At 42.2% G+C, this 17436-nt stretch carries 15 protein-coding genes and 1 pseudogene; 9 read left to right on the top strand and 7 right to left on the bottom strand.

Annotated elements, in window-relative coordinates; all coding sequences use genetic code 11:
• The first annotated feature begins 9 nt into the window (after nucleotides 1–9).
• Nucleotides 10–249 carry a FeoC-like transcriptional regulator gene (locus tag B0X70_RS00865; RefSeq protein WP_036813661.1) on the top strand — a complete coding sequence of 80 codons (240 nt, stop codon included), beginning with the start codon at nucleotides 10–12 and terminating at the stop codon, nucleotides 247–249.
• Nucleotides 250–458: 209 nt separating this feature from the next.
• Here the strand turns inward: B0X70_RS00865 and B0X70_RS00860 are convergent, their stop codons facing one another.
• The 5 genes and pseudogenes from B0X70_RS00860 to B0X70_RS00840 form a co-directional block, all read right to left on the bottom strand.
• On the bottom strand, nucleotides 459–1442 hold the full coding sequence (locus B0X70_RS00860) for a putative type VI secretion system effector (protein WP_036813658.1): 984 nt from the start codon (nucleotides 1440–1442) through the stop codon (nucleotides 459–461).
• The gene (locus tag B0X70_RS00855) at nucleotides 1439–4081 is read right to left on the bottom strand and encodes a T6SS effector BTH_I2691 family protein (RefSeq protein ID WP_217470662.1); all 2643 of its coding nucleotides are present in this window, start codon (nucleotides 4079–4081) and stop codon (nucleotides 1439–1441) included. Before B0X70_RS00855 ends, B0X70_RS00860 begins: the two co-directional genes overlap by 4 nt.
• Nucleotides 4081–5115 carry a DUF4123 domain-containing protein gene (locus B0X70_RS00850; protein WP_214039762.1) on the bottom strand — a complete coding sequence of 345 codons (1035 nt, stop codon included), beginning with the start codon at nucleotides 5113–5115 and terminating at the stop codon, nucleotides 4081–4083. Before B0X70_RS00850 ends, B0X70_RS00855 begins: the two co-directional genes overlap by 1 nt.
• A 458-nt stretch (nucleotides 5116–5573) precedes the next feature.
• A pseudogene (locus tag B0X70_RS00845) lies at nucleotides 5574–5900 on the bottom strand (zinc ribbon domain-containing protein); the annotation flags it as partial.
• Nucleotides 5901–6089: 189 nt separating this feature from the next.
• Nucleotides 6090–7268, bottom strand: a complete 1179-nt coding sequence (locus B0X70_RS00840; protein WP_110086688.1) for an MFS transporter — start codon at nucleotides 7266–7268, stop codon at nucleotides 6090–6092.
• An 812-nt stretch (nucleotides 7269–8080) separates the two neighbouring features.
• Between B0X70_RS00840 and B0X70_RS00835 the strand changes: the two genes are divergently transcribed.
• Together B0X70_RS00835 and B0X70_RS00830 are read left to right on the top strand one after the other, a co-directional pair.
• Nucleotides 8081–9250 (top strand): RNA-guided endonuclease InsQ/TnpB family protein, encoded by a 1170-nt coding sequence (locus B0X70_RS00835; RefSeq protein WP_113027221.1) that lies wholly within the window; start codon nucleotides 8081–8083, stop codon nucleotides 9248–9250.
• A 96-nt stretch (nucleotides 9251–9346) separates the two neighbouring features.
• Nucleotides 9347–10309 carry an Abi family protein gene (locus tag B0X70_RS00830; protein WP_040154174.1) on the top strand — a complete coding sequence of 321 codons (963 nt, stop codon included), beginning with the start codon at nucleotides 9347–9349 and terminating at the stop codon, nucleotides 10307–10309.
• 147 nt (nucleotides 10310–10456) lie between these two features.
• Here the strand turns inward: B0X70_RS00830 and bioH are convergent, their stop codons facing one another.
• Entirely contained in the window at nucleotides 10457–11233 is a 777-nt protein-coding gene (bioH, locus tag B0X70_RS00825) for a pimeloyl-ACP methyl ester esterase BioH (protein ID WP_036815092.1), read from the bottom strand.
• Nucleotides 11234–11272: 39 nt separating this feature from the next.
• Between bioH and gntX the strand changes: the two genes are divergently transcribed.
• The 6 genes from gntX (at nucleotide 11273) to glpD (ending at nucleotide 16414) form a co-directional block, all read left to right on the top strand.
• Complete coding sequence (gntX, locus tag B0X70_RS00820) at nucleotides 11273–11956, top strand: DNA utilization protein GntX (protein ID WP_036815094.1); 684 nt, start codon at nucleotides 11273–11275, stop codon at nucleotides 11954–11956.
• A gap of 59 nt (nucleotides 11957–12015) precedes the next feature.
• Nucleotides 12016–12591: a Fe-S biogenesis protein NfuA gene (gene nfuA / locus B0X70_RS00815; RefSeq protein WP_046396408.1), complete on the top strand. Its 576-nt coding sequence runs from the start codon at nucleotides 12016–12018 to the stop codon at nucleotides 12589–12591.
• Nucleotides 12592–12718: 127 nt separating this feature from the next.
• Nucleotides 12719–13054, top strand: coding sequence for a thiosulfate sulfurtransferase GlpE (gene glpE / locus B0X70_RS00810; RefSeq protein ID WP_046396409.1), 336 nt, complete (start codon nucleotides 12719–12721; stop codon nucleotides 13052–13054).
• A gap of 9 nt (nucleotides 13055–13063) precedes the next feature.
• Nucleotides 13064–13912 (top strand): rhomboid family intramembrane serine protease GlpG, encoded by an 849-nt coding sequence (glpG, locus tag B0X70_RS00805; RefSeq protein WP_036815101.1) that lies wholly within the window; start codon nucleotides 13064–13066, stop codon nucleotides 13910–13912.
• 17 nt (nucleotides 13913–13929) lie between these two features.
• Nucleotides 13930–14688, top strand: a complete 759-nt coding sequence (locus B0X70_RS00800; RefSeq protein WP_036815103.1) for a DeoR/GlpR family transcriptional regulator — start codon at nucleotides 13930–13932, stop codon at nucleotides 14686–14688.
• Nucleotides 14689–14920: 232 nt separating this feature from the next.
• Nucleotides 14921–16414, top strand: coding sequence for a glycerol-3-phosphate dehydrogenase (gene glpD, locus B0X70_RS00795; RefSeq protein WP_040154172.1), 1494 nt, complete (start codon nucleotides 14921–14923; stop codon nucleotides 16412–16414).
• Nucleotides 16415–16983: 569 nt separating this feature from the next.
• Here the strand turns inward: glpD and B0X70_RS00790 are convergent.
• Complete coding sequence (locus B0X70_RS00790; protein ID WP_229000188.1) at nucleotides 16984–17217, bottom strand: ribbon-helix-helix protein, CopG family; 234 nt, start codon at nucleotides 17215–17217, stop codon at nucleotides 16984–16986.
• Nucleotides 17218–17436: the final 219 nt, after the last annotated feature.

Below are 17436 nucleotides of genomic sequence, written 5' to 3'. Positions count from 1 at the left end.
GAATTGAAAATGATTAGCCTATTACAAGTAAGGGATGCAGTCGCGCTGAATGGACGGGCAGATGCTAAGTTGTTGAGCCACCAGCTTTCTGCTTCATTATCGATGGTAGAAGCGATGCTTGAACAACTCACCGTAATGGGCAAATTGGAAAAAATTGATGCAACTGCTTGCCTAAGCGGCAGTTGCAAACAATGCCCTGAAACACAGAAATGTGATACGGCGGTTTATCGGATCGCTGGGGAGTGTTGAAATTGTCTAAAACGACTAATCAATGTACAGTCGCCATTTAGACTCGTAAAAATACGATAGATTACTCGAACTAACATCTGCGATAACATCAAATTATCGGCGGGATTAGTGGATTTCTATCTTTTCCAAAGTCGATAAACTCTTTCATTCTCTGAGTTTGGTCATAATACTACCCCAAAACTTCTGCTAACTTTTTACTTTTCTTTTAATTAATAGTAATAAAAAAACTCCAGGCGATACCATTTGCAAGGAATATTTTGCCCTTCGTCACTATCAGGATCGACATATTTTCCTTGTAGTTTTAAACCCTTAAGCTTTTTCTTAGTTGAAATATTTAAATCAACCAAAGATGGTTCAGGAAACCCCAAAGCTATAAATATTCTTTCAGCTAATAGTATTGTCGGTTTTGGATCTTTTTTCTCAAGATTTTTACCTTTAAAATAGAATAAAACATCGACAAGAATAAAGATAAAAACAAGAGACAAGAAAACCACCATTGTCACTTTTTCTGCATTCCCGTAAAGCATGAAAGAAAGAGTCATTAAAAATAAAAACAATGTTAATCCATGATTAACTTTCGTACCAAACTTGATATATCCATCAAGACCACATTCACAACGAGGAGTCATTGAAATAATCCTTGTATAAGGATTAGCTAAGGCATAAACAACATAATGATTATCTTTAGGCGCTACAGCTAATTCAACATAATCACCAACTTTGGCATTGGTCATCCCTAACCAACCATGAAATGGAATACCGTTAATTTTTCCACGAACAAAATCACTAGGATCACTCCTCCTTTCTCGACTCTGTGATGTCACTGCCGCTGCTGCGGCATTCCCTGCGATAGCAAGTAGTAATGCACCTACTTGAGCACGTTTTTCCTGCCGTGCAAATCCCTCCGGATCATATTCACGATCAGTAAAATAACCCCATACTTTTATTACACTAAATTCTTCCAGAGTTCCGGTCACTTTAATCAATGGTACTTTCGGGGGTAATTCTGGCGGTGGCGGCTCTTTAGCAAGTAGCGCTTCTAATTCTGGAATTTTTTTCTCTGCTTCAGCAGCTTTATTTCTTTCCTCAACACTACCATAAGAACTTAATCCCATATAAAATTTTGCATCTGATAATTCGTTTCTGATTTTTTCGAAATTAATAAACTCTTTCATCTCTCTGCGTTTAGTCATAATACTGCCCCCAAAGCTTCGCCTAACTTTTCGCTTTGTTTTTGATAAAGCTCATTACGTTTATCCTGTGTCTCAATCAATATAGTTGAAACGAGATATTTATCCGGTTCTTTACCAAAAACACTATTACGGCACCAATCCTGCAAATCATTATCAATAAAAAGAGTATATAATTCATCAAGAACAAATATTATTATCATGAACTGCCAGCTAGCGAAGAATCCAATAATACGCCAAGCCGCGATCTTACCTATTTGGTCAAATGCTAATTCTATTATCTTATTACTAAACTCACGCTTAACCAACACTTCTAATAAGCCACTCATTGATTTCACAAGTAAACCCACATCCGCCGATGATTTTAGAAGAGACAACCCAAAGAAAGACCAGCGAGTATCTTCTTTTCTCCATTCTCTGACAACATCACTACCATCAATCCCTAAATTCAATACAGACGCTACCGCTCCAGCGCTGGCTCCCACAAATTTAATCGACTTAGTTGCTGCTTGATTTTTTATCCCGAATTCAATAGCTGGTTTGATCACATCAGCAACCGTGCTCAGTGTGCTTAGAAACGCCGAAGTAACCTGAGCATACCCCTTAGCATCTCCTTTACTTTCTTTCAGTTGATCAGCAAACTCCATCCCGTTAAAAAACAGAACCAGAATTTTTATTCGTGAGGCTCTTAAGGTTTTTTCGCCTTCGGCGCTTTGTGCAAATTTATCAAATTGCTGTTTATAATTATTTAGTTTTTCAAGATCTTTCGAAGATTTATAAGTCTGAAGACCACGAGAAATTGCCTGTCTACATGAATTACCACTTTGAATATCTGCAAGACAAAGTTCCTGAATTCTATCCAACGGTACACCAGATGCGACAGAAAATATTGTCTTATTCAGTAATATATTCAAACTATTCAGCGCACTATCCAAACCAGAAAGCCGAAATACACGCTGCCCAATCGTGGATAAACGTCTATCACATGCCAGCATAGCACGAGAAAAAGACGAGTTTGACGATATAGGCGCTTCCAGTGCTTCATTCGCCTTATCATATGCATCAACCAGTTTGCCAAAACATTTCTGCACAACAGAAAGATAATCAGATTCAGCAGCAGGTAATGTATTGTTTTTGCTGGCCTTCATTTTATATAACAACGCTTCGGTCTCAGCCATCACTTCCGGGTTATTCAATAACAGAGAGCGCCAAACAAAATTACCCTCTGGTTTTGCCGAATATTGTCCTATTAATTCATCCAAAAAGGCACTACCGCTATCCGTAACATTAAGTGAGGCCATTGCATAATCCACTACCTCCCGATAACTAAGGTTGTCAGAGACCTGAGTTGAATAAAAATCATGGCAATGAGTTATCAATCGTTCTTCTTTTAACCAGCTTACCCGAAATTCAGCCAAAGACTCTAACTGGCTGGCGATCGTATGGCAGAATTTGTCATAACAATCTGAAAACGCCTGCCGTTTAGCCAGATTCAGTTCTGCCTCATATTTATTCCAACTGGTCGCCAGTGCTATCTCCCCATCCTGTTCCGCGACTTGCTTTGCCTTCACCATCAATGCATCAAGCGTACTTTGCCGCTGTGACATCGCCACCGAGGGGATTTTCACCAAAACCTTGTCCATACCGTAGTTGGCCGTACTTTTATAAGCATCCAACGTCTGCTGCTCTACCCTAGCTTTTTCAACCTGCTGAATTTGATTCTTAGCTCCATTCAGTGATTGCTGGGTCATAAATTCAATCGACAAGTCATCTAACCAAGCAGAGTGTTCTCCAGCGATGTCATCACTCCACCCAGCCAGCTCATGAACAATACCAATCGGATCATGCAAAGCAATTAACACTGGAGAGACCGAACTACCATCCGCTGCCGATCCTCGTTTTTGCATGGCTTTAACGGTAGCCTCTGCATTCCCTGACCGCTTTTCACTCCACGGATAGAGTGTTCCCTGTGGACCAACAGTGTTAGGGTCAAAGGTATAATATGGCGCTTTTTCACTTGTCCGGCTGATCCGTCTCACTTTAGGGTTGTAAGGCAGAATGTATTTAGCGGCGGAGTCATCCTCCTTATGGTAATCCATCACTGTATTCAAGTTATCCACGGTAGCCTGACTGATGCCAACACCCTCAGGCACTCCGCGCCACTGCCACGGTTTCACACACTGCATGCGTTTTTGCCGTGCTTCAGGGTGGTTGTGATAGTACTGGATTGTTTCTTGACTCCAGACAGAGGGAGAAAAGGCCAACCAGACATCTTGACGTAAAGCCATATCTCTCAACACAATAAATTCCACATTAGTACTTTGATGGGTCGGCGCATAACAATCCGCTGTTTTCTTACCAAACACACTAAAGGCATTTGGCTGCTTCCACAGCGCACCATCCTCGCTAACGCTCCAGGTTTCCCAGCAATACTGAACCAAGGGTCCAGAGTTGGTGTAATAAACATATAAAAACCCTTGTCGTAAGGCACGCAGGGCATAATGGTAGCCTTGAGCCGAGGGAGTCAGAGTTTCTGCCCACATCGGTAAAGTTTCACCAACACGATCAGGCACCACGCTATAACGCACGGGCAAAAGCGCCGGTCCGGTTACTTCACACATCTGGCACGATAGTCGATCCATTACAGAATCTCCTTGTTCTTTGAAGGAATAGTAGAAACATTGAGATGGCAACATTCATGGGCCAAAACCTGCCACTCTTCGTCTGTCAGTCTGGCTGTACGCTCGATATAGCTACCAGTACTATTACCCTCTTCGGCAGACAACAGCGACTGTATCCGAGGGTGTAAATCAATCGCTGGGTGATATAACAAACCATGCAATGCACAAACTTCCAGATCCAGAACATCACTAAAGGAATAGTGCTTAGTTATCCGACGCAATAAGGTCAGTATGACATCCAATAGTTCAGTCTCTGTTCGGCGTAACCGGTTACGGTGTGCCTGACGATATTGGCGCAGTGCCCGGTTCATCGGACCTGACCAAGTTATTTCTGTCACTTCTTCCGAGGAGAGGCCCAGTGAAAAGGTGTAAAGTTCCCTCGCAGACTGTGCATTGTCCCGATGCAGTAACTGACCGTCGCCATCAACCAGATACCAGTCTGTCAATGGTCCCAGCAGACGCGAGCGCTGCCAACTATCCAGAATCGGCCATATGGCATTATTCACAGCCGGATCATAAAAACGCAGCATGATTTCCTGTACTGATGATAGTTTCTGTACCGCAGTCATGCTGATATGTTGCGCAATCACAGGGACTGGACTGGTACTGAACAGCCAGCCGCAAACCATCCGGCCACGCCCGGTGATCAACTCTGCGGGATCAGCTTCCTGTAACGCTTGAGTGACGCTTAACACCAACAATTCAGCATCCTCAGACCGATTAATATCTAGCGGTATCAGCCAGGGAGAATAACGAGATGCATAACGGAGATGATTTATTTGGGTCGGTATTGCCGCTGGCTGATGATTAAGGACTGCCTTAGGAAACCATTCTTCCTGACGGCGATCCAGAAAAACCGCCGTATCAACCATTAATAGCCCTTGCCCGTTATGCTGATTAAACACTGTATTTAGATCCGTCAGTAAACAGACTTTCTGCTGGTTTATCATATCGGGAGAAAAATCATAATTAATTTGTGTCTCTATTTCTGTCATCAGATATTCCTGTTATTACATACCTATTTTTAATCTCTTTTTTTTGCCAAATGGAACCTGTGTCATTTAATCCATTGAATCTTTTAGATAAAAAATAGGTCCTACAGATAAGCACATTTCATTTACCTGAATACACAATATAGGCTGATTAGATGATCCACCAATAATTAAATTTTCAGACAAATAAACTAAAGCGTTTGCAGTGTAAAACGAACAAAAAGTGATATGCAACTAAACCAGCGGTTAATAATTGTAAAAATAAGTAAACCTTACGAATTGAATCATATGATTGATAACGAATAATTTTATTGAAATATCCCTTCAAACCTTATGCCATGAAGGAGTTGAAAAGATCGACAGATAGGAATAACACTCCTAAATCATCATAATTTAATCAATTTAGGATTGTTCCTTATTTTAAACTAATATGTGACTGCTTACCGCTCTACCAGCAAGTCTCACGTTATCGGCTGTTGCTCATGCTTGACCAGTCTGACACAAGCCTCAGTGAGCAGAAACGACTCGACTAGTCCCGCCACTCTCAGTTCATCAATATCCTTCTGTTTGATGTTTAACGCCGCATTGATATCTCGATCATGCGCCACTCCACATGCTGGGTATGACCAGAGGCGCACTTTTAACGGCATTTCTGGCATTTTATGACCGCAGCATTGGCGGTTTTTAGAACTCGCATACCACCAGTCCAGTTTGACCAAATAAATGCCTTTCTGTTCCGATTTATAGGCCAGTTTTGACACAAAACTCTGCCATGAAGCATTCGCAATTTTGCTTTTTGACGAGATAAAAATTATGATTCGCTCGCCGCTAATTTCTCAAAGGAGCATTGACTTCTGCCTTTAAATTCTCAGGGATTAAATCTTTCCCAGCCAAGTCCCAATTCAGATTGCTATCCCATGTTTGCTTAGTTTTTCCTTTCAAGTACAAGTCATAGTGTTTTGTATCGATAAAATCTTTTATTTGGACTGTACATACTTATTCCTTTCCCCAGTTAATTTATGCTTTTTAAATAAAAAATACAGGAATATCACCGCAAGCAGAATGCTTGTTAATTTGAAAGTAAACTCGATAGAAATGATTTTTGCAGTATACCCACCAATAACTGGCATCAAAATTGCCACTACAGATGAAATCTTCTGTATGTCTCCAGTCGCTTTCCCTACGTGTTCAAAACCAATGATATTTCTTACACCGTATCTAATTGCGAAAAATGTGACACCAGAGGCCGTACCAACAAGGAAAACCAACAAATAGTATGTAGCATAATGATGTGTTTTTGCGTCTAAAAAACCAAATCCCCAAAAGGCCACAAAATTAATCATAATGGAAAATAACAAAACATTCTTGGCTGACAATTTTTTAAGTAACCCACCAGAAACTCGTGTTCCTACTATGCCACCAACCCCGAGAAGTGAAATTATGTAACCTATGCTACTTTCATTTTGCCCAATCCTCTCAAAGAAGATACCGAGCATATCGTTGCTAAGAAAAAAGGCTAAGTTTGACAAAGTATAGGCCGAAACAAGTAAATATAAATCCGGTTTATTCTTTAATTGCTGTATGAATGAAAAACGTTCTACAGCAGCAGAACTTACGCTTGCATTTATATCAAGCCGAAAAGTATCATCAAAGTATGATGTCAACATGCCAACCAAGTTAAATGTCATTGATAATAACACGACAAACCATAATCCATAGTTCGTGTTTAAATATACAACAAATAAGGGAATGACTATTCTGCTAAAGTTGGTGATATATCCATAAATTTCATAAAATCTTTGAGATTCACTATCATCTACATTCAATTTTGTGTTTGATATTCCAAGCCCACACCGACAGGTTGTTTTGATTAATGTAATAACATAAAGAAATATAATTGGATCAGCTACAGATAAAAAAGGCATAACAATGCCATTAATACAGAACAGCAATGTCCTCCAATTTAGTACATTTCCATTGTCAAACAGCTTGCCGAATAATCCACTTGCCACCAAAAACGGAACAGCGAAACAAGCACCCAATATCCCCATTTCGGATGGAGTCGCATGCAGGCTATATATAGCTATGATGCTTAAAATAGCGTAATCAAGATAAGTATCAAGTTCATGGACACCTATACTAATGTATTTTTTCATTGGTTATCACCCACATGAGGCTAGCCAGATGTTGATATTTACTTATTTCCCGTGAGGGAATTTAAATATAAGCAACAATCTTTCTCCATGTAAATTAGATGTTAAAGTGAAAATTTTATTATTGTGAAACAACTCATGTTTTTTAACCGCCTAACATCTCCATTATCGCCTTTAAAAATCATTTAAATAGTACCATTAAATTATTGTCTGATTTATTTGAGATCATTCAGACCAGGCTTTCTCGTTTGATTTATACAGAATTATTACTTTTATTCCCTGATTTTTTAACTGATTGATTAGAATAATCTTTATCAGCAACAGCCAATATAGCTTCCACTGTTCCAGTAGAAACTGTCACCATGAAGGGATACTTGAACAAATCACCATAATGGACAAACTGGAAAAAGTTGATACAACTGCTCGCCTAAGCGGCAGTTGCAAATAATGCTCAGAGGTACAGAAATGTGATGCGACGGTTTATCGGATCGCTGGGGGATATTGAATAATTAAAAAAATAATCAATTCAATGTGAGATAGTCATCACTTGACCTTGCTAAAAAGATACTATACATTGCGGATATCAACACCCGCGATAGCGTCAATCCACCGACGAGATCAGCGGGTTTTTTTCATGTACAGAAAAAACTTAGCAAAATCCGCCGTAAAACCCTCGCCCAATGCGGGCGGTGACATAAGGCGAAAAGCCCGCAGGGCTTTCAGGTTATTAACCATCACGTTCACTGCCAGCCCGGGGGGGGACACGGCCAAAAAAAGCGGTTAAAATACATAAACTATCCCGATGAGCGCTGATGATGTTAAGAGCCACCAAAGTCCGCATTTACCCGACACCCGAACAGGCTGATCATCTCAATGCTCAGTTCGGTGCGGTTCGTTTCGCGTACAACAAGGCGCTCCATATCAAGAAGCACGCTTATCAACGCCACGGGGTGAACCTTAGCCCGCGTAAAGACCTCAAGCCCTTACTGTCAGTGGCGAAAAAATCCCGCCGGTATGCCTGGCTCAAAGCGTATGACGCCATCGCCTTGCAGCAGGCGGTGATTAACCTCGATATGGCGTTTTCCCACTTTTTTAATCCGAAGCTGAAAGCGCGCTTCCCGGCGTTCAAACGCAAGCATGGCAGGCAGTCCAGCTATCATTGTGTCGGGGTGAAGGTGCTGGACGGGGCAATAAAAATACCCAAGTTATCGCCGATAGAAGCCCGTCTGCACCGTGAAATGACCGGAGAGGTGAAAAGCATGACCCTGAGTCGTTCAGCCACCGGCAAATACTACGCCTCGATACTCTGTGATGATGGCATGGCCGCGCCCGAGAAGCCCTCTTTGATAACCCAGATGACAGGTTTGGATATGGGATTATCTCACTACGCTATCAAATCCAGCGGAGATAAGATGGCCAATCCCCGTCATCTTATCAATGCCGGCCGTAATCTGAGGCGTAAACAGAAGGCCCTCTCCCGGAAACAAAAAGGCAGCGCCAACCGCCGTAAAGCACGACAGAGGCTTGCCGCCGTACACGAGCGGGTAGCGAATGCTCGCGCCGATTTTCAACACAAACTCTCCCGAACAATGGTTGACGAAAACCAAGCGATAATTGTTGAGACGCTGAAATCGGCCAACATGATGAAGAATCCCAGGCTGGCTCGCGCTATCGGCGATGCGGGCTGGCATGGCTTCATCAAGAAACTGGAATACAAAGCCGCAGAGAAAGGGGTTCATCTGGTGAAGCTGGATCAGTGGTTCGCCAGTTCGAAAACCTGTCACTGTTGCGGTTACAAAATGCCAGAACTGCCGCTGCATAAGCGGAGCTGGCCATGTCCTTGCTGTGGTGTCGAACATGATCGTGATATCAACGCAGCGCTCAACATTGAGCGCAAGGGCATACAGGAATTACAGGCGGCGGGACTCGTCGTTTCTGCCCACGGAGGCCAGCGTAAATCCGTTGCATCGACGGTGGCGGCCTGAGAAGTGGGAAGCCTTGCCGTTTACGGCGGGGAGCAGTCACTAGAGTTATTTTGTTAATAACACTTTCTCAACACTAATCATATGAGATTCTATTAAATGTCTGTTTATAACAAACCTTTTTTAACTCCAGCAGAGCTGGTAAATATTCATCTTGAAGATAAAGGTGTTTTATTTACTCATCCCTTTAATAAAGTCTTTGCTGAGAAAGCACTATCCCTAATTAATTGGTATAGATTCAAATCATACTTATATCCTTATTTAAATCATTCAACGAAAGAATATTTACCAGGTACTGAATTTAAAAATGGCTTTGACTTATATTTGTTTGACTGTGAATTAAGAGAACTATGTAACAAATACATATTAAGAATAGAAGTTAAAGCAAAGAGTATTCTTGACCAAGTAATAACAAAGTATCTAAACGACCCTTTTTGGTATCTCAGCGATGATGTATTCACACCAAATAAAGCACCATATCAAGAAAGAATGAAGATAAAAGCGCTCATGGAAAAATCCACTCAGGAATTCGCTGTTTACTATAAAAATAACTATACAAGCACAAAGGAATCTTATAGGCAAAATCCTCCATTTTGGATAGCTATAGAATTAATGTCTTTTGATTCAATGATGAAATTGATTGCCGCTTTAGACACGACAAAATTCACATCCTCAGGAAAAAATCATCTCAATGATTTTGCAACCGCTATGGGAGCCAATACATTTAAAGAAGTAAAATCGTGGCTTTACGCGCTAAAGGAATTAAGAAACAAATCTTCGCATAGTTCCAGGACTTGGAATAGTAATTATCGTTTGCCATCAGGGTTTGTAGATAACAATAATAATATTGTTGGAACTAGAATAACAATCAGGCCAACAATGAAGAATAAAATCTATACTACACTGATTGTTTTAAAAATAATGTCTAAGACTTTGATAAGCCCATCAGAAAAATTCGAAGTTGAATTTAAAAATCTTATAAATAAATACAGTTATATAAGTATTTTAACTCATTCAATGGGAATTCCCTCAGGATGGGACAAGGAAAATATATGGAATTAAAAAGTAGAATTTGCCTTTCTTAGTAACAAATTGAATCCCTGTGATTTATCTCATCGTTAGAAGAACTAACATTGAGCCGCCGCATTCACGCGGCGGACGCTTTACTTTTCCAAACCACACCAATAAAAATCTGTTATCTCATCGACCTTATAATGCTTCTCTGCCAACAAATTCAGTCAATAACCCAACAAACTCATCAGGATGAGAAATAAAAGGCGCATGAGCGGCATGGCGCATCATGGCTGAAACTGAACGCGGCCATTTTTCATCAAGAATGTTGAGGATTTTTCTTGGCGCCAACCCATCCAGATAACCGTAAATCCGCAGGAACGGTATGGCAAGTTCAGCCAAAGGCTCCCTTAAATCTTCTGTACGCAAAATTTCTAGTCCAACATGCAGTACTTCAACAGAAGGCATCGGCTGTGCCAGCACAACGGATTTCAGCAGCCGCGCATCCTGACGAGCGCTATCTGTGCCCAACGTCTGTAAAGCAAGAAAACGCTCCACTGTGCGCTGGAAATCTTCACTAAGCTGATGTTCGAAATCACGCAAAACTTCCGGCTTAATCCCCGGCCAGTCACTTTCTGCGCTGAAATGCGGTGAAGAAGCCACGGTAATTAATCCGGCAACCTTATCCTGATGGTCAAGCGCGATCCGGCTGGCAACTAATCCTCCCAACGACCAGCCTAGCCATAACGCATTTTCAGGCGCATATCGCCAAACTTCATCCGCCATGTCAGCAAGATTCATCGGGCCATATTTCTGGCTACGGCCATAACCCGGCAAATCCACCAGATGTAAACGAAAATGCGGAGCACATCTCATTTCAATGGAACGCCAAACCTCCGCATTCAGCCCCCATCCGTGCAGCAACACAAGATCACGCGAACCTTCATCAGAAGTCTGCCAAAACAGATCAGCCATTGTTATTCTCAACTTTATTTGCCATCAAGGAAGAACTCTATGCTAACAATGGTTGGGTACTGTTGGCTATGCCGTCAGCCTCTTTGGTTTCCACATCATGGAGTATGCAGCTTTTGCAACAAGCGGTTGAAACGGTTAACAAACATGTGCCCGTGCTGCGCTCTGCCCTCAGAACTCCCTTCATTGCCTTGTGGACGCTGCCTCAAAAAACCGCCTCTATGGGAGAATATGATAGCGATTACCGACTACTGCCCACCATTGAGCGGCCTAATTCGTCGCTATAAATATCACAGCACCCCACAACTTGCGTCAGTGCTAGCGCGTCTGTTTCTGCTGCATTGGCAACAGGGCTATCGTGATGGACGATGGCATAAACCCAACATTCTGCTCAGTGTGCCACTGCATCGGCACCGGCGATGGAAACGGGGATTTGATCAAAGTGTATTAATGGCAAAGCTATTATCAGAATGGCTACAATGCGATTACCAGCAAAGCTTTCTACAGCGGACGCATGCTACACTACCACAAAGAAATTTATCGGCGGCACGGCGTAAAATTAATCTCAGGAAAGCATTTCAGCTTTGTGGCCCAGTCGCAGGACAACATGTCGCCATACTGGATGATGTGATTACCACCGGTGCGACCATGACTGAAATTTCCCGTTTGTTAATTCGTGCTGGCGCCCGTTCAGTACAGGTTTGGGCGATTTGTCGAACCTTGTAGTCAATACGAAAATGGGCGTATTATAACCAACTATAGCAGTCAACTATTGAGCAAATGATATGATTAATATTACTGAAGCAGCGCAAGCTCATTTTGCCAAATTACTGGCAAACCAAGAACCAGGCACACAAATTCGCGTATTTGTCATCAATCCGGGCACACCTACCGCTGAGTGCGGCGTATCTTACTGCCCGCCTGATGCCGTTGAAGCGACAGATACTGAACTGAAATTTGATCAACTGTCAGCTTACGTCGATGAACTGAGCGCCCCTTTCCTGGAAGAAGCTGAGATTGATTTTGTCACCGATCAGTTAGGCTCTCAGCTAACATTAAAAGCCCCTAACGCCAAAATGCGTAAAGTTTCTGACGATGCCCCACTTGTCGAACGTGTGGAATACGTTTTGCAGTCACAAATTAATCCACAATTAGCCGGTCACGGCGGCCGCGTCAGTCTGATGGAAATCACTGATAATGGTTTCGCTATCCTTCAATTCGGCGGCGGTTGTAATGGCTGTTCAATGGTTGATGTCACTCTGAAAGAAGGGATTGAAAAAGAGTTGCTAAACATGTTCCCAGAACTAAAAGGGGTAAAAGACTTAACTGAACACCAGCGCGGTGAACACTCTTATTACTGATAACGTATTACTAATAACATATTACTGATAACAAATTTTCCCGTTCGGATAATCGTCGGGAAAACATTATTACAATAATAATCTAACGGGATAATCTCTAAGTTTTCAAGAGCAAGTCAAAATATATATGGAACATTTTCAAACCATCAGCCCTGAGCAGGCTTATCAACACTGGCAAGATAAATTCGCCATTATGGTGGATATTCGTGATCCACAAAGTTTCCGGGCAGGCCATGTCCGCGGCGCTTTTCATTTGACTAATGACACATTGAATGAATTTATGTTGCAGGCCAATTTCGAGCAGCCGGTTATGGTTATGTGTTATCACGGTCATAGCAGCCAGAGCGCCGCTCAGTATTTATTAAACATCGGTTTTGAAACTGTCTACAGCATTAATGGCGGCTTTGAAGCCTGGCGTAGAGACTATCCTCACGCTGTTGACTCCTTACCTAATCCGGCATAACACACCTCTATGATCCGCGTAATCGCTATTTCAAACCCGCGTCTAGCACAAGCCTTTATCGATTATATGGCAACCCATCAGGTCCATCTCACTATGCGTCCCAGCCACGATGGGCAACATGTCGAACTGTGGCTAGAAGATGACACTAAACTGACTATCGTTCAGCAAGAGCTGGAGCAATTTACTCGCGATCCGCTAAATGAACGTTATCAAGCGGCCAGCTGGCAATCTGGTGATGTGAATCACCCATTGAAGTACCACAATAATCTGAATTGGCAATATTTAAGTCGTCAGGCTGGCCCATTAACCATTACCGTTTTACTCCTAAATATCGTCGTTTATCTCTGGATGCAATTTGCCGGGGATTATCAAGTGATGTCTTGGCTAGCCTGGCCTGACGATAGCCAACATATGGAGCTATGGCGTTGGGTCACTCATGGCTTACTACACTTCTCACTGCTGCATATCATCTTTAATCTCATGTGGTGGTGGTATCTTGGCGGGCAAACAGAAAAGCACCTCGGTACAGGAAAACTATTTGTCATTATGATTGTTTCCGCTGTTTTCAGCGGCTGGGGGCAATCATTATTCAGTGGTTCTCATTTTGGCGGCCTTTCTGGGGTTGTTTACGCTTTAATTGGTTATGTCTGGCTAACCGGTGAGCGGGCGCCCGGACAGGGTATTGGCATCCCCCGTGGTTTGATGGCTTTTTCAATCTTCTGGCTGATTGTTGGATACTTCGATGCATTTGGACTATCTATTGCCAACGCTGCTCATTTCTCCGGTTTAATTATCGGTTTACTCATGGCGTTGTGGGATAACCGTCATACATTCAAAAATAATAACCGACACTTTTAGACACTTAGAGGACTATCGTGAAGCAAACTCAACGGCATGATGCAATAGTTGAGCTGGTACGCCTTCAGGGCTACGTCAGCACTGAAGAGTTGGTTGAACACTTTAATGTCAGCCCCCAGACTATCCGCCGTGATTTGAACGATTTGGCAGATAAAAACAAAATACAGCGGCATCACGGCGGAGCCGCATTGCCATCAAGTTCAGTTAATACTGCCTATCACGATCGCAAAATCATGTGGTCAGAAGAGAAAGCACGTATTGCGCAACGTGTTGCTAGCCATATCCCGGATGGCGCAACGCTGTTTATTGATATTGGCACGACGCCAGAAGCTGTCGCTCACGCATTGTTAAATCATAAAGATCTGCGGATTGTCACTAACAACCTCAACGTCGCTACTCTGTTGATGACAAAAGAAGACTTCCGTTTAATTTTGGCGGGAGGGGAAATTCGTTCCCGTGACGGCGGCATTATCGGTGAAGCCACACTGGATTTTATCTCCCAGTTTCGGCTCGATTACGGCATTCTCGGCATCAGTGGCATTGACATGGATGGCTCACTACTGGAATTTGATTACCATGAAGTGCGCGTAAAACGCGCAATTATCGAAAACTCCCGTTGCGTTATGTTAGTCACCGACCATTCTAAATTTGGTCGTAATGCTATGGTCAATCTGGGCAATATGAACCTCATTGATCACCTATTTACTGACCAGCTTCCCCCGCCAAGCATCCATAAAGTCATTGAGCAACATAACGTACAGCTCGAACTCTGCTAAGAATTTTCTCTATATTCGGGGGATAACACTATCCCCTACCTCCCCTTATCGCTCCATAGTTAAACTTCTTTATTAATACCATGTAAATTATATGGGCATGACAATATTTGTTATCTATATCACGTGAACATGTTTTTTCTTAACAAATAGTTGGCTATTGATCGATTTCTGATTACAATCGTGAGCGAAAACGAGCATTAAAGAACTGTTTCGAACATTTTTAGGGGGATGCATGGAAACTAAAGACTTGATTGTGATCGGCGGCGGGATCAACGGCGCCGGGATTGCGGCAGATGCTGCTGGCCGGGGGCTTTCTGTTCTGTTGCTGGAAGCACAAGATTTAGCCAAAGCCACATCATCCGCCAGTTCAAAACTGATCCACGGCGGCTTACGCTATCTGGAACATTATGAATTCCGTTTGGTCGGCGAAGCGCTGGCAGAACGTGAAGTTTTACTGAACCTTGCACCACACATCGCTTTTCCGATGCGTTTCCGCCTGCCGCACCAGCCACATCTGCGTCCAGCATGGATGATCCGTATTGGTCTGTTCCTCTATGACAATTTGGGCAAACGTGTCAGCCTGCCTGGTAGTAAAGGGCTGAAATTCGGTGCCAATTCTGTTCTGAAACCAGAATTGGTCCGTGGCTTCGAATATTCTGACTGCTGGGTTGATGATGCTCGTTTAGTTGTCCTTAACGCTCAGGAAGTTAAAAAACATGGCGGGGAAGTTCGAACCCGGACAAAAGTGACCCGTGCATGGCGCGAACAAGAGGGTTGGATGGTTGAAGCCGAAGATCTGCGGACAGGTAAGACCTATACCTGGCGAGCAAAAGGTCTGGTTAATGCTACCGGCCCTTGGGTTAAAGAGTTCTTTGACGATGGTCTGAAATTGAAATCACCTTATGGTATTCGCCTGATCAAAGGCAGCCATATTGTGGTGCCAAGAGTGCATGATGAGCCGCAAGCTTATATTCTGCAAAACGAAGATCATCGTATCGTATTTGTTATTCCTTGGATGGATGAATTTTCCATTATTGGAACCACCGATGTGGAATATCAAGGAGATCCAAAAGAAGCGAAGATTGACGATCAGGAGATTAATTATCTGCTGAGAGTTTATAACGACCACTTCAAGAAACAACTTAGCCGTGACGATATCGTCTGGACCTACTCTGGCGTACGTCCACTGTGCGATGATGAATCAGACTCACCTCAGGCCATTACACGCGACTATACCCTTGACATACATGATGAACAGGGCAAAGCGCCATTACTGTCTGTGTTTGGCGGTAAGTTAACCACTTACCGTAAACTGGCGGAACACGCAACCGAGAAGCTCATGCAGTACTATCCCAATGCCGGAAAAGCCTGGACCAAAAATGGTCAGTTACCGGGTGGTAATCTGGAAGGGTGCGATCGCGATGGTTATGCCCGTTTATTGCGTAAACGTTACAACTGGTTGCCGGAAGGTGTTGCTGTACGTTATGCGCGTACTTACGGCAGCAACAGCGAACTGATTCTGCAAGGCGCTAATAATCTGACCGATCTGGGCGAATCCTTCGGTCACGGCCTGTATGAAGCAGAGCTTCGTTATCTGGCCGATAATGAGTGGGTTGTTGAACTAGATGACGCAATCTGGCGCCGTACCAAATTGGGTATGTGGCTGAAAGAAGAGCAGAAACAACGTATTGCAACATGGCTGGCGGAGAATGCTAAGCCATTGTGAGTTAAAATTAAATCAATATAAAGATAGCTAATATAAACTTAGGCGCAAAATTATATATTGTGCCTATTTTTTTACTTATTTACGCTCAACTTAACTGTAATTACAGATATCAGATAGACAAATATAATTTTGTTATTTAAATATTCCCCAGTCATTTATTAAAAAAATAATCTCCACCCTACAGAACGAATAACTTATTCAACAAACAACAACATTGTTTATCGAAACGTAAAGTCCCAGAATAAGTTCATCGAACATTTTATATCATGAATAAGGTATAAAACAACCGAACAGATCTCAAAGAAGAATAACCCAATTATCATATTTAGGATTTCTAGTAATCAATAACCACCCATTTTTCTAAGCCGTTGCCCAGATTATTGCATCAGGCAGCTTTATCTTTTTTTCATGACAGACAATTACTGCACGTTTTACTACCTAGATTCTTGTTACATTTTCTTTGTCCCTATCCAGAGTCTTAGCTCCCACCATAACCGTTATCTACATTAGCTTTTTCATATCCATTTAAATAATCAATATATTAGTATCAAATAACGACTTCATAGCAATCATTGCCATTCCTTGCGTAAATTATTTTGATATTCCAATCCATCCAATTTTTTATCCCCCCACAAACCAAAAGCACTGTTATTCTGTTCTGAAATATTAGCATCAAGGTAAGCATCTATTGCTTTCCGGATCTGTGCAGCACGTGACTTATCGGGAGAACGCTCCTTTAAAATCTCGAGCTTTCTAATTGTTTCTTCTGGCAGATCTATATTAATTCTTACCATAGCAACCATATTTATTTCCCCTTATCAGATATCAGGTATATGTATCATATACCTCATTAGTTCGATTGTCTATTTTTTGATCCAAGAAATTATTGTGATAACTAATCAACAGATTTTACTCTGAAAATATCTATTGATCATGTAAACAAAACATTTAAAACATGTGACTTTTCCATTTGCAACAATACCTAAAATAACCTATAAATAAAGCTGTTACATACATATCGG

This window comes from Photorhabdus akhurstii (genome assembly GCF_019090985.1).
GTDB classification, from domain to species: Bacteria; Pseudomonadota; Gammaproteobacteria; order Enterobacterales; family Enterobacteriaceae; genus Photorhabdus; species Photorhabdus akhurstii.
Note: the sequence above shows the minus strand (reverse complement) of the source record. Positions and strands in the feature narration are given on the sequence as shown.

Bases quoted from the DNA above. Each gene is read 5' to 3' on its own strand.
- glpG (WP_036815101.1), top strand. From the start codon at position 13,064: ATGATCCGCGTAATCGCTATTTCAAACCCGCGTCTAGCACAAGCCTTT.
- B0X70_RS00860 (WP_036813658.1), bottom strand. From the start codon at position 1,442: ATGACTAAACGCAGAGAGATGAAAGAGTTTATTAATTTCGAAAAAATC.
- bioH (WP_036815092.1), bottom strand. From the start codon at position 11,233: ATGGCTGATCTGTTTTGGCAGACTTCTGATGAAGGTTCGCGTGATCTT.
- glpD (WP_040154172.1), top strand. From the start codon at position 14,921: ATGGAAACTAAAGACTTGATTGTGATCGGCGGCGGGATCAACGGCGCC.
- gntX (WP_036815094.1), top strand. From the start codon at position 11,273: ATGCTAACAATGGTTGGGTACTGTTGGCTATGCCGTCAGCCTCTTTGG.
- nfuA (WP_046396408.1), top strand. From the start codon at position 12,016: ATGATTAATATTACTGAAGCAGCGCAAGCTCATTTTGCCAAATTACTG.
- B0X70_RS00850 (WP_214039762.1), bottom strand. From the start codon at position 5,115: ATGACAGAAATAGAGACACAAATTAATTATGATTTTTCTCCCGATATG.
- glpE (WP_046396409.1), top strand. From the start codon at position 12,719: ATGGAACATTTTCAAACCATCAGCCCTGAGCAGGCTTATCAACACTGG.
- B0X70_RS00790 (WP_229000188.1), bottom strand. From the start codon at position 17,217: ATGGTTGCTATGGTAAGAATTAATATAGATCTGCCAGAAGAAACAATT.
- B0X70_RS00835 (WP_113027221.1), top strand. From the start codon at position 8,081: ATGTTAAGAGCCACCAAAGTCCGCATTTACCCGACACCCGAACAGGCT.
- B0X70_RS00855 (WP_217470662.1), bottom strand. From the start codon at position 4,081: ATGGATCGACTATCGTGCCAGATGTGTGAAGTAACCGGACCGGCGCTT.
- B0X70_RS00865 (WP_036813661.1), top strand. From the start codon at position 10: ATGATTAGCCTATTACAAGTAAGGGATGCAGTCGCGCTGAATGGACGG.
- B0X70_RS00840 (WP_110086688.1), bottom strand. From the start codon at position 7,268: ATGAAAAAATACATTAGTATAGGTGTCCATGAACTTGATACTTATCTT.
- B0X70_RS00830 (WP_040154174.1), top strand. From the start codon at position 9,347: ATGTCTGTTTATAACAAACCTTTTTTAACTCCAGCAGAGCTGGTAAAT.